This is a genomic window from Pseudorhizobium tarimense (genome assembly GCF_022968135.1).
Lineage (GTDB): Bacteria > Pseudomonadota > Alphaproteobacteria > Rhizobiales > Rhizobiaceae > Neorhizobium > Neorhizobium tarimense.
Genome location: NZ_JALJRA010000007.1, coordinates 114257 through 126428, shown reverse-complemented (window position 1 = coordinate 126428; position 12172 = coordinate 114257). Strand labels below are relative to the sequence as shown.

The following is a 12172-nucleotide window of genomic DNA, read 5'->3' as shown; positions in this document are numbered from 1 at the left end:
CTCAGTTGACCGGCTTTTCGGCCTCGGCACCGCCGGGCTGTCCGTCGCTGAGCTCGGCGTCGGCAGTGTCGGCGCGTTCGGCCTCAAGCTTACGCCAGCGACGGACGTTGGCGTTGTGCTCTTCCAAGGTGGAGGCGAAGGCGTGGCCGCCGGTGCCGTCGGCGACGAAATAGAGGTCATCGGTCCGCCAGGGATTGGCGACCGCTTCCAGCGCCGCACGGCCGGGATTGGCGATGGGCGTCGGCGGCAGGCCCTTGATCACATAGGTGTTGTAGGGCGTTTCCTTCTCCAGGTCCGACTTATAGATCGGCCGATCGGAGGGCTTACCGTCACCGCCGAAGAGACCGTAGATGATGGTCGGATCGGACTGCAGACGCATGCCCTTTTCGAGGCGATTAATGAAGACGGAGGCGACATGAGCGCGTTCGTCGTCGACGCCGGTTTCCTTTTCGACGATGGAGGCGAGCGTAACGAACTCTTCCTTCGTTTCGATCGGCAGATCCGGATCACGCTTCTCCCAGATCTGGTCGATCAGCCGCTGCTGTCCTGCGCGCATCTGATCGATGATCTCGGCGCGCTTTGTGCCGCGCGAGAACTTGTAGGTGTCGGGACGCAGGCTTCCTTCCGGTGGCAATTCGGCCGGAATGTCGCCTTCGAGGACTGGGTCCTCAGCGAGCCTCAGCATCATCTGGCGGACAGTCAAGCCCTCCGGAAGGACGACCGAGTACAGGATCGACTTGCCCGACTCGAGGAGGTCCATCACCTCCTTCATCGAGGCGCCCGCCTTCACTTCGTATTCGCCGGCTTTCAGGGTCCGGCCGTCGCGCAAATAGGTGGCGCTGACATAGCGGAAGACGCGCGCGTCCGAGATGATGCCGTTGCGCTCCAGATTGTTGGCGATCTCGGAAAGGCCGTTGCCGGGCCGAACCATGAAGTGGGCATTGGCTTCGAGCGGCCCCTCCGCCTGAAAGGTCGAGATCATGTAGTAGAAACCTGCAACGCCGACGACGCAGACGAGCACGATCATCGTCATGACGAAGTTGAGGAAAATCACCAGCTGACTGCGGGCATTGCGCGACCGGCGTGGCGGCTCGGGAACGCGCTCTGGCCTCAGTGCCTCGTTCGGCGATTTCGGAATGATCGGCCCGTGGCCACTGCCGCCGGCCGGCGGCGTTTCGCCCGTGTTGTTATTGTTGTTGTTCACTGCGCCCCCCTGAAAAGCACGGTTGTCAGTCCGCTACTTGGCCAAGCAATACGGCAAAAACAGGTTCGGAAGATAGAGCCGCCGTGATCCGGCGGCTCCGTCAGGCCCGCATTGGTCAAGCCTCGTAGCGGCGCAGGACCAAGGAAGCATTGGTGCCGCCAAAGCCGAAAGAGTTGGACAGGGCGACGTTGATCTCACGCGACCGCGCCTTGTGAGGCACAAGATCGATAGCCGTCTCGACATCAGGATTGTCCAGGTTGAGTGTCGGCGGCGCCACGTTGTCGCGGATGGCAAGCGTTGCGAAGATCGCTTCGACGGCGCCGGCAGCGCCAAGAAGATGGCCAATTGCAGACTTCGTGGACGACATCGAGATCTTCGATGCCGCGTTACCAACCAGCCGCTCCACGGCACCCAGCTCAATCGTGTCGGCCATCGTCGAGGTGCCGTGGGCATTGATGTAGTCCACATCCGCCGGCGAAAGACCGGCGCGCTTCAACGCCATGGTCATACAGCGGAAGGCACCCTCGCCGTCTTCAGAAGGCGCGGTGATGTGGAAGGCGTCGCCGGACAGGCCGTAGCCAACCACTTCGGCATAGATCTTCGCACCGCGTGCCTTTGCGTGTTCCAGCTCTTCCAGAACGACGATGCCGGCACCCTCGCCCATGACGAAGCCGTCGCGGTCGCGATCATAGGGACGCGAAGCCTTCTGCGGCTCCTCGTTATGCTGAGTCGAGAGCGCCTTGCAGGCTGCAAAGCCGGCGAGCGCGATGCGCGAGATCGGCGACTCGGCGCCGCCTGCCACCATGACGTCGGCGTCGCCCAGGGCGATCAGACGCGACGCGTCACCAATCGCATGCGCGCCCGTGGAGCAAGCCGTGACGACAGCATGGTTGGGACCGCGCAGCTTGTGTCGGATGGAGACCTGGCCGGAAACGAGATTGATCAGACGGCCGGGAATGAAGAAGGGCGAGATCCGCCGCGGACCCTTTTCCTTCAAGGTGTAGCCTGCTTCGACAATGCCTTCGAGGCCGCCGATGCCGGAGCCGATCAGGACGCCGGTTGCGATCTGATCTTCATCGCTCTGCGGATGCCAATCGGCATCGTTGAGCGCCATATCGGCCGCAGCCATGCCGTAGACGATGAAGGGATCCACCTTGCGCTGGTCCTTCTGGTCCATCCAGTCGTCGGCATTGAAGGTGCCGTCGGAGCCGTCGCCAAAGGGAATGCGGCAGGCAATCTTGGCGGGAAGATCTTCGACTTCGAATTCGGTGACTTTGCGGGCCCCGTTCTGACCGGCCAGCAGCCGCTCCCAGGTCACTTCCGTACCGCATCCGAGAGGAGATACCATGCCGGTACCGGTGATAACGACACGTCTCATCGCCAGCGTTCCACCCTGTATGTCGAGTTATAGTTGCAAAAACGGCCCGAACGAGCGGGCCGCCATAGGGAGTGCCGTCGGCAGGATCCCTCTATCGAGGTGGATCAAGCCTGGGCCTTCTCGATGAACTTGATCGCATCGCCCACCGTCAGGATGGAGTCGGCAGCGTCGTCCGGGATTTCAACGCCGAACTCTTCTTCGAAAGCCATGACAAGTTCGACAGTGTCGAGCGAGTCCGCACCAAGATCGTCGATGAAGCTTGCGCCTTCGACAACCTTGTCGGCATCCACGCCGAGATGATCAACAACAATTTTCTTAACGCGTTCTGCGATATCGCTCATGTCGGTTTCCTCGACCTTTATCTTCTCGAATGCCGCGATGGCACCCGCACCCTGTTGAAACCTGCGCCGGCCTACAATTGTCGGCTACGCGGGCAAACCCGTTCAACCCTCGGCAGGTTCCGATCACGGCCGCAAAAGCGTAATGATCCCCTGCGTTTCGGGGCGACTGTCACAGTCATGGCCCGCTTAACACGCTTTCGATGTTCCGCAAAGCCAGAATTTGTTCCCCCCACAGGCAGCGAGAAGTCGCTGCTAAAGGAGAAAACAAAGTCCTCAGATCATCGCCATCCCGCCGTTGACGTGAAGCGTCTGCCCCGTGACGTAGCCCGCTTCTGCAGACGCGAGATAGAGAACGGCGGACGCGATGTCGGCGCCTGCGCCCATCCGCTTCATCGGGATCGCCCCGAGGATCGCTTCTTTCTGCTTGTCGTTCAGCTTACCCGTCATGGCGCTCTCGATAAAGCCTGGAGCAACACAGTTGACGGTGACGTTGCGGGTGGCGATTTCCTGGGCCAGCGACTTGGAGAAGCCGATCATGCCCGCCTTCGAAGCACAATAATTCGCCTGCCCCGGATTGCCGGTGACGGCAACAACTGACGTGATGTTGATAATGCGGCCGAAGCGGCGGCGCATCATCGGATGCGTCAGCTCGCGGGTCAGGCGGAACATCGAGGTCAGGTTGACCTCCAGCACCTTGTCCCAGTCCTCGTCGCTCGTTCGCACGAATAGACCATCCTTGGTGATCCCGGCGTTGTTGACGAGGATATCGACGCCTTCCAGTTCGGCTTCTGCTTTCTCTCCAAGCGCCTTGACCTCTGCCCGGTCGGAGAGGTCGGCGGGGAAGATCTTGACTCGATCGCCCAGTTCACCGGCGAGCGCCTCGAGCTTCTCGACACGCGTGCCGTGCAGGCCGAGGGTGGCGCCCTGCTTGTGAAGGGTGCGAGCAATCTCCTCGCCCAGCCCACCGGTTGCGCCTGTCACCAACGCCTTGCGGCCTGTCAGATCAAACATCGTGATGTCCCTTTCCTGGTGCATGCCTTGCCCATGAGCCGGTGCCCATGAATCGGTGCCACATAATCCTGTTGTTCAGCCGAGGATGGTCGCCAAGGCCGCCTCGATGTCGGCCGGTGTATTGACGGCGGTGCCGGAGACGGTCTTATCGATCCGTCGGGCCAAACCGGTCAGCACCTTGCCGGCGCCGATCTCGTAAAGCTCTGTGACGCCGTTATGCGCAAACCACTCAACCGTCTCGCGCCAGCGCACCTGGCCGGTCACTTGGGTGACCAGCAAGTCTGCGATCTCGCCTGCATCCGTGACCGGCGCGGCGCGGACATTGGCGATCACCGGCACGACCGGATCCTGCTTCTTGACCTGCGCCAGCGCATGGCGCATCGCGTCGGCGGCAGGCGACATCAAGGCGCTGTGGAAGGGCGCCGAAACCGGCAGCATGATGGCGCGCTTGGCGCCCTTCTCGGTAGCCAGCGCCGCCGCCTTCTCGACCGCCGCCTTGGAGCCTGAAATGACCAGCTGGCCGCCGCCGTTGTCGTTGGCGATCTGGCAGACACCGGCACTTTCAGACTCGTGGCAGATGGCTGCGACGTCGTCGTGCTCAAGGCCGATGATCGCGGCCATGGCGCCCTGGCCGACGGCAACGGCTGACTGCATCGCGTCGCCACGGATGCGCAGAAGGTGCGCCGTGTCGGCAAGCGAGAACATCCCTGCGGCGCAAAGAGCGGAGTATTCGCCGAGCGAATGGCCGGCGACATAGGACACCTTGTCGGCGAGCTTCAGGCCCCGCGCCTCCATCACGCGAATAGCGGCGATAGAAACGGCCATCAGTGCCGGCTGCGCATTTGCCGTCAGCGTCAGCGTTTCCTCGGGCCCGTTCCAGATGATGTCGGAAAGCTTCTGGCCGAGCGCGTCGTCGACTTCGTGAAAGACCGCGCTTGCCTCGGGATAGGCGTCGGCTAGATCCTTGCCCATGCCGACAGTCTGGCTTCCCTGCCCCGGAAACGTGAATGCGATACTCATGGGATGACACCCTTCCCTTTGTGCTTTTTTTGCACTCCCCATTCACGTTCCCGTTGCGGGAGTCAAGGCGAAGCCGAGATGCTGAACCTCTACTTGCCCGCAATCAGGCCGATAACTTCGTTAATGCAAAGCACGACGAAGAGCAGCGCAGCAATACCGAGAAGGCCATTCGACAACCAGCCGCTGCGCCACTCCTTTGGCACCCGTGATGAGTTTAGGAGCCAGATCAGCGTGATTGCCAGGAAGGGCATGAAGAAGGCTCCTAGGGCACCATAAAGCACGACGAGTGCGAACGGCCGACCGAGCATCAACAAAACCATGGGCGGGATCGTCAGCCAGAACAGGTAGAAGCGGAAGGCCTTGGTCTTCTCCAGCCCCTCGCGCGAGCCTGTCCCACCACGGACATTGCGAACGAAGTCGGCAAACAGCAGTGAGACGCCATGCCAGACGCCGAGAATCGACGAGACGGAGGTGGCAAAGAAGCCGATCAGAAAGATGGTCGAGATCACCGGGCCAAAACGCTCGTGCAAAACCCGATCGAGATCGAGCAGCCCGCGGTCACCGCTCGAAAGTGCGATCTGCGCAGTGTAGAGGAGCTCGGCGCCGATGACCAGCATCGCGATCACGAAGACGCCTGTCACGGTGTAGGCAACGCGGTTGTCGAGCCGCATGACGCCCATCCAGGCGGGGGTGCGCCAGCCTTTGGCATTAACCCAATAGCCATAGGAGGCCATGGTGATTGTACCACCGACGCCACCGATGAGGCCGAGCGTATAGATGGCTGAGCCTTCCGGAATGCTGGGAACCAGTCCCGTCAGGGCTTGCCCCAAGTTCGGAGCGACCATGATGGCGACACCGACCACGATCACGAACATCAGTCCGATGAGAACCTTCATCACGTTCTCGAGGATCTCGTACTGATTGAGCGCCACGAAGGTCGCGCAGACGAGACCCGAGATCATTGCCCAGGCCCAGAGCGGCAGGACCGGAAACAACGCAGCCAGCGGCAGTGCCGTGGCGCTCATCGCTGTAGCCCCGTAAACGAAGCCCCAGACCATGATGTAGATACCAAAATACCAACTCGTCCAGCGTCCAAGTGACTTCCACCCCTCCAGCATGGTGGATCCAGTCGCAAGGTGATAGCGCGCTGAACCTTCCGCCAGCGCGATCTTGACGATGCAGCCGATGACAGCTGCCCAAAGCAATGCATAGCCGAAGCGGGATCCAGCGATCAGGGTGGCGACCAGATCGCCCGCGCCAACGCCGGTGGCAGCCGCCACGATACCCGGTCCAATCAGCCTCCAGCGCCCGGTGCTAGGGGGCTCTGTCTTGTCGGAAACTCCGTAGGCCTTTGATGGGGCATCGGTATCGCTCACTTCAAGTTGCTCCTGCACGATATTTCTCGCCACCAGGGGACAGTGGCTTCGCCGCAGTGCAAAAGCGTCAAATATGGCGATTTGTTCCCCTGCGGCCTGATCCCCAAGAGACGCTGATTTGCCGATGGTGGTTGCACTTCGGCAGTTCGTGCGTAAATTCCCTCCACCTTCCAAGACAGGACTGACTTCATGAAATTCAACACTTTGGGACGCACGGATATCTCCGTGTCGGAGATCTGCCTCGGGACGATGACCTGGGGTTCGCAAAACAGCGAAGCCGAAGCGCATGAGCAGATGAACTATGCCGTGGACGCCGGCATCAACTTTTTCGATACAGCCGAACTCTATCCGACGACGCCTGTCAGTGCCGAGACCTTCGGACGGACCGAGGAGTTCATCGGCAGCTGGTTGAAGGCGTCGGGCAGGCGCAAGGACATCGTGCTCGCCACGAAAATCGCTGGCAGCGGGCGCCCCCATATCCGCAACGGACGGCCAATCGAGGCCGCAACCATCCGCGAGGCCGTCGACGCCAGCCTTCGCCGGCTGCAGACCGACTACATCGATCTCTACCAGATCCACTGGCCGAACCGCGGCCACTATCACTTCCGCAATTCCTGGGATTTCGACGCCTCGACGCAAGACACGGCGGAAGCCTTGGCCAGCATTGAGGAAAAACTCGATACATTGGGCGAACTGGTGAAAGACGGGAAGATCCGTGCGCTCGGCCTGTCCAACGAAACCGCCTGGGGGACGGTGCAGTACCTGAAGATGGCCGAGGCAAAAGGACTGCCTCGGATCGCCTCCATTCAGAACGAGTACAATCTGCTGTACCGGACCTTCGACCTCGACCTCGCCGAGGTGGCGCATCACGAGGATGTCGGGCTCCTGGCCTATTCGCCGCTGGCGGCCGGCATCCTCAGCGGAAAGTATCTCGGTGGTGCGATCCCTGCAGGGTCGCGCGCCAGCATTGTGAGCGACCTCGGCGGCCGTTTGCAGCCGCGGCAGGAGCCGGCGGTGAAAGCCTATGCGGAGATCGCGAAGGCCCACGGTCTGGATCTTGCGCAAATGTCGATCGCCTTCTGCCTCACGCGGCCGTTTATGACCTCGGTGATCATCGGCGCCACCAGCATGGAGCAGCTGAAGACGGCGATTGGCGCGAAGGACGTTACGCTCACCGACGAGGTGATAAAGGACATAGCCAAAATCTACCGGCAGTACCCGATGCCGATCTGACGCTGCCCGGCGCGACAGCAATGGCGCGCCGGGTGATCAATGACGCGCTGATCGCGCCGGAGACATCGCCTGCGACCAAATCACCAGTCGAAGCGATGGGGAGTTCGCCAGTATGGAATCCGCAACGCCATTCGCCTTCCAACGGACGTGCCCTAGCGAGGTCCTATTGACAAAATATGGAAGTCAGGCTGGCGGCGACCGGAGCGAAGTCCCCAGAGCGGCTCCACAAATACGGTCCAATTCTACATGTTCTAACACCCTTAGAAGTTGACCGAAAGCTTTGCTGCGGCCGTATGCTCCCGAGCGTTAGATCCGAACTGCCCCTCATAAGAGATCGAAAGCCCGGCGTTTTCGTTAATGTTGAAGTTTAGGCCGACCGATAGCGCTGCGATATCTTCAGCAATGGTCCCGCCAGTGACGCTAAATATGTCCCCGTTTGCAAATCTAAAGTCGCTTTCGGGCGTTCGATCGCCAAAGAGATGCCGCCAGGAAATCATTCCGTGTGCTGTGACCGGAACCTCCGCCAAGAGAAATTCCTGTTCCGCTCGAAGGCCGACTGTCGAATAGGCTGTGTGGGCAGACTCATCGTCACCGAACAGTGCCGCAGACCCGCCAACCTCCGAGAAGCTATCACGACCGACGTTCACATAGGCCAAACCGCCAAACGGCTCCAGAGAAGCTCCTTCTGATTCGAAGCGATAACCAATCTCACCAAAGACTTGAGCCGTTGCGCCTCTGTAGTCCGCAGTCACATTCTCGCGGAAGCCTGGGAAGGCGATAGCCCTTCTGGTGTGGAGATCATGCCACGAGTAGGTCGCGCCCGACCGTAGGCCAAATCCTGCCCACTCTCCAGCCCCGTAGACCCCCAGGTGATAGCTGTTTGACGAACCCGACGAAGCCAGGTTGGGGGCAGATAGGCTAGAGTAACCGTAACCTGTCACGAACCCCAGTCGCCACGTGTCGGACATTTCCCAGTCGCCGCCCGCGAGGAAGCCGCTGCTTTTGCGCGAGAACGAGTTTGCATTCCCGCTGCCGTCAAAATCGCTCCACGAGCCATATGTCTCGCCCCATATCGAGGGAAGGCCACCTCTGCCCGAACGGCCGTGAGCGCTGCTTAGTCTATCATAGACAGCACCGCGGAGATAATGGCTCTCCTCCATCAACCCCGACAAGAACGATGCATGTATTTCGCCGGAAAGCGCTTCGAACGCAGCGGGGGGAGCGCCGGAGGGCAGCGATAGTACAGAGTCAAAAACAGGGTTTCCCGCACCAAGTGCCTCAGCCGCATTCGCTACAGCGATCTGGTTGCTTGTCTCAGCTAGATCGGCGAAGCGCAGGATGACCGGCGTTGGCGGTAAAGGGGGACCAGGGGGAGTCGGTGCTAGCTTGCGGTCGAGCGTCATCTCAACGGAGTTCGATGAATAGAACAAACTAGCGTCCAGATAAGCGAGGTCGGACGATACGGTTCCGAACGTGCCATTGATCCCCCCTGCCGCGGTCAAGATCGTGTAAGTTGAAGAGGAGGGATATGTTCCGGGGAAACCCACATGTACGACGTTCGCGTTGTTGAGATAGGCAGTGCCACCGACCTGTAGACGGTCGCTGGTCAGCAGTACCGGATCCACCTCAACTTCGTAGGTGGAGCCCGGGGAGAAGGTGAAGTCACCTGCAACGTTCAGCGTTCCGATGGAGTTGCCGGGAGCAAGCTTCGCCCCGTTTGACAAAGCTGTGGTTCCAATCGTTCCGGAGCCCTTGAGCGTCGCGCCGGGGGCGATTGTCGTCTGGCCCCCGAGAATGCCGTTGGCGCTGAGAGTACCCCCGGTCACAATGGTGTTGCCAGTGAACCCTGAAAAGTCACCTGTGAGATAGAGATCGCTTCCCACATTTAGCTGGCCGTTGCCCGAAAGGGTTCCTGAATACGTGCCACCGGCCCCTGCAAAGGTAAGGAAGGTGCCGGTGCCCACGCTTGCGTCGCCCGTAAAGATCGAAGCATCGGCTACAAGACCGCCTGCAATGATATCCCAATCAAGCGATGAGGCTCCCGTCAGTGTGAGCGTCCCCGCTCCCTGCTTAACCATCGACCCATCACTGTTTGAAAGCCCCCCGATGCTGCCTGCGTACGTCGCGTCAGTGGCCTGATCCACAATCACCGTTCCCGCATTCTGAATGGATCTGCCGATTGACTGAGCGTTGCCAACAAGTGTTCCTTGAGCGATGGAGGTGCCAGCATGATTGTTGATACCCCCTAGCGTGAGAGTGTTGAGGCCGACCTTTCGTATCTCCCCGTCTCCGGTGACATTGCCGTCGAACTGGACATTCGCGCTCTTGTTGAAGATAAGCCGCCCGGCAAGATCCACATTGCCCGAGAGAGAACCGGTGGCTCCCCCGTTACCCACCGTGAGCGCATGGCCAGCGGTAACAGTGGTTTCTTTGACGAAAACATCTGAGTTCAAAACAACATCGCCATCCGCAATCAGCTCCTTGAGCTGGCTCCCGGCGGAGCCGACGCTGTTGTTGATGGTGAGTGTTGCTGGTTGACGGAGTGCCAGCGTGCCTTGGCCGTCCAACACCGTCGAGACAATAGCATTCAGATTTGAACCATAATGGTTCAAGACGCCGTCAGCACCAAAGCGGATGTCTGTGACATTGACGTTGCCACGAGTTGTCGCAGATGCGCCGTTGAGATTGAGTTGCTTGAGCTTGGCCGTGCCTCCAATCCCGCCCGCGAACTCCGTATTTGACCCAGTTCCCAGGGTTATTGTCCCAACGGTCCCTGTGCTGCCAGTCATCAAAACGGTACTCACCGAATTGTTGAGGCCATTCAGTTCCAATGTGCCATCACGGTTGCTCGTGAAGTTCACATAGGAGTTCGAGAAATTGCCGCCGATGGTAAGTGTACCTGCCTGGGAGTAAAACGCCCCGGTGTTCGAGACACTCCCGGTAATGGCCATGTTGCCAATGGCCGAGATTGTCGTACGGAACAAGTTCGACACGTCACCATCGACCGTAGCGCCATCGCCTACAAGATTGAGGACGCCAATGCCCGGCGCTGTCGCCTCGACCGAACCTATAGTTACCCCGCCGTTCACTTGAGCATAGCTGCTTGTGGTCGCGCCTGCCTGGAAAAGTACGGACTGCCCCGTAGAGATGACGAATGTCCCTGGTGCAGTGATATTCACGTCCGCGGCCAAAGCTGCGCCAGAGAAGAGGACTGCTGTGGGGAGACAGACGGTGGAGAGAAGTTGCTTGCGGCGGGACATTAGGTGATTCTCATTAACTATGTCCGCAGGTACGAAGGCAGGAGACCCTCCACAACCCCAGCATTGCATAGGTGACTTTTTACAGCTGACGGTGACCGCCTGTTCAAAGCGATCGCGATGTCGTGTTGACAAAAGCATGGCAGCCAGATTTTGGCGGCGGCCAAAGCTATTTTGAACTGGTTTTTTGCGTCTGGTCGCATAGGGTTGTAGCGTGCCGCGCAGGGGCATCCGTACCGAAGAACATGTAGCATCCCGTTCAGATATTGCCGGTTGTCGTGTGCGGGCCGAGACTTCCTCCCACGCTCTGCGGTCAACCAGGCCTCAATGATCCGCCACTCCATCCCGCAAGTTGACACCAGCCAAAGCCGCCTCCTGAAACCCAGACTTGAACCAAACTTCCGCTGATTTGAGCAATCTGAGTTGTCGGACGGCCTAACTCCACGCGCTCGTTCTCCGACGGAGCCGGTGGCCTCGTTGCTCCGTCATACGTCTAGATGGATTGGCTCCGGCAGCGAGGGACGTACCAGCTCCTTCTGTTTGCTTATGTCCAAGGCGCCCACTCTGTCTGGCGTACGAACAGGGCAAACGCATGCGCGTGACCCGGGATGATCTTGCGTGCGACGGCCGGGGTTGCCTTATCGCCAAAAATCCGTATAAGCGCGGCTGTTCGAACACCCGGTCTTCTGGCTGGTGGCTGAACGGAGGGCAGGCTTGGGCAACCGAGCTGCATGAGCCATAAGGTTCAGGCCTCCCGTGTCTCCGCTCTCGACCGTCTCGATCAAACTACTTTTCTTGCTTGGCCTTTCAGCCTCTCAGGAGCAGTCGTTGAGGCTTAGCCGCCGAGGTCCGGGTGATAAACAACCGCAAGAAAAGGCAAAGCTTACATGGCTCTCTACGAACACGTATTCCTTGCCCGGCAGGATATTTCCGCTCAGCAGGTTGACGCCCTCGTCGAACAGTACAAGGGCGTCCTCGAAGCTAACGGCGGCAAGGTCGGGCGCGTAGAAAACTGGGGTCTCAAGTCCCTCACCTACCGCATCAACAAGAACCGTAAGGCTCACTACGCCCTGATGGACATCGACGCACCGGCTGCTGCCGTGCACGAGATGGAACGCCAGATGCGCATCAACGAAGACATTCTTCGCTACATGACGATCGCCGTCGAGAAGCATGAAGAAGGTCCGTCGGCGATGATGCAGAAGCGTGACCGCGACGACCGTCCGCGTGGCGACCGCCCCGGCTTCGGTGACCGTGACCGCGGCCCGCGTCCGGACCGTGGTCCCCGCGAAGATCGCGGCCCGCGTGAAGGCGGCTTTGAGCGCCGTCCGCGCGAAGACCGTGCGTAATCG

9 protein-coding genes and 1 pseudogene are annotated in these 12172 nt (G+C 60.0%); 2 read left to right on the top strand and 8 right to left on the bottom strand.

Annotation, left to right across the window (positions count from 1 at the left end; all coding sequences use genetic code 11):
- Position 1: 1 nt before the first annotated feature.
- The 6 genes from mltG to MUU54_RS10070 form a co-directional block, all read right to left on the bottom strand.
- Positions 2-1204 carry an endolytic transglycosylase MltG gene (gene mltG / locus MUU54_RS10095; protein ID WP_247243895.1) on the bottom strand — a complete coding sequence of 401 codons (1203 nt, stop codon included), beginning with the start codon at positions 1202-1204 and terminating at the stop codon, positions 2-4.
- 115 nt (positions 1205-1319) lie between these two features.
- Positions 1320-2582: a beta-ketoacyl-ACP synthase II gene (fabF, locus tag MUU54_RS10090; RefSeq protein WP_247243894.1), complete on the bottom strand. Its 1263-nt coding sequence runs from the start codon at positions 2580-2582 to the stop codon at positions 1320-1322.
- Positions 2583-2686: 104 nt separating this feature from the next.
- Positions 2687-2923 carry an acyl carrier protein gene (locus MUU54_RS10085; RefSeq protein WP_141147342.1) on the bottom strand — a complete coding sequence of 79 codons (237 nt, stop codon included), beginning with the start codon at positions 2921-2923 and terminating at the stop codon, positions 2687-2689.
- 273 nt (positions 2924-3196) lie between these two features.
- Positions 3197-3934: a 3-oxoacyl-[acyl-carrier-protein] reductase gene (gene fabG / locus MUU54_RS10080; RefSeq protein WP_247243893.1), complete on the bottom strand. Its 738-nt coding sequence runs from the start codon at positions 3932-3934 to the stop codon at positions 3197-3199.
- A gap of 75 nt (positions 3935-4009) precedes the next feature.
- A complete protein-coding gene (gene fabD, locus MUU54_RS10075) occupies positions 4010-4954 on the bottom strand; it encodes an ACP S-malonyltransferase (protein ID WP_247243892.1) in 945 nt (314 codons plus the stop codon).
- An 89-nt stretch (positions 4955-5043) separates the two neighbouring features.
- Positions 5044-6330: an Nramp family divalent metal transporter gene (locus MUU54_RS10070; protein ID WP_247243891.1), complete on the bottom strand. Its 1287-nt coding sequence runs from the start codon at positions 6328-6330 to the stop codon at positions 5044-5046.
- A gap of 189 nt (positions 6331-6519) precedes the next feature.
- On the opposite strand from MUU54_RS10070, the gene MUU54_RS10065 reads away from it, so the two are divergent.
- Positions 6520-7563, top strand: a complete 1044-nt coding sequence (locus MUU54_RS10065) for an aldo/keto reductase (protein WP_247243890.1) — start codon at positions 6520-6522, stop codon at positions 7561-7563.
- A gap of 260 nt (positions 7564-7823) precedes the next feature.
- On the opposite strand, the gene MUU54_RS10060 is transcribed toward MUU54_RS10065, so the two are convergent.
- Both MUU54_RS10060 and MUU54_RS25195 read right to left on the bottom strand, forming a co-directional pair.
- Complete coding sequence (locus MUU54_RS10060) at positions 7824-10823, bottom strand: autotransporter outer membrane beta-barrel domain-containing protein (protein WP_247243889.1); 3000 nt, start codon at positions 10821-10823, stop codon at positions 7824-7826.
- A 221-nt stretch (positions 10824-11044) separates the two neighbouring features.
- Positions 11045-11164 (bottom strand): annotated as a pseudogene (locus MUU54_RS25195) (IS5 family transposase); the annotation flags it as partial.
- 543 nt (positions 11165-11707) lie between these two features.
- Here MUU54_RS25195 and rpsF point away from each other — a divergent pair.
- Positions 11708-12169, top strand: coding sequence for a 30S ribosomal protein S6 (gene rpsF, locus MUU54_RS10055; RefSeq protein WP_247243888.1), 462 nt, complete (start codon positions 11708-11710; stop codon positions 12167-12169).
- Positions 12170-12172 lie beyond the last annotated feature (3 nt).

What these genes read in the sequence shown, in the direction of transcription:
- MUU54_RS10085 (WP_141147342.1), bottom strand. Translation starts at nt 2,923, where the DNA reads ATGAGCGATATCGCAGAACGCGTTAAGAAAATTGTTGTTGATCATCTC.
- fabG (WP_247243893.1), bottom strand. Translation starts at nt 3,934, where the DNA reads ATGTTTGATCTGACAGGCCGCAAGGCGTTGGTGACAGGCGCAACCGGT.
- rpsF (WP_247243888.1), top strand. Translation starts at nt 11,708, where the DNA reads ATGGCTCTCTACGAACACGTATTCCTTGCCCGGCAGGATATTTCCGCT.
- fabF (WP_247243894.1), bottom strand. Translation starts at nt 2,582, where the DNA reads ATGAGACGTGTCGTTATCACCGGTACCGGCATGGTATCTCCTCTCGGA.
- MUU54_RS10065 (WP_247243890.1), top strand. Translation starts at nt 6,520, where the DNA reads ATGAAATTCAACACTTTGGGACGCACGGATATCTCCGTGTCGGAGATC.
- fabD (WP_247243892.1), bottom strand. Translation starts at nt 4,954, where the DNA reads ATGAGTATCGCATTCACGTTTCCGGGGCAGGGAAGCCAGACTGTCGGC.
- MUU54_RS10060 (WP_247243889.1), bottom strand. Translation starts at nt 10,823, where the DNA reads ATGTCCCGCCGCAAGCAACTTCTCTCCACCGTCTGTCTCCCCACAGCA.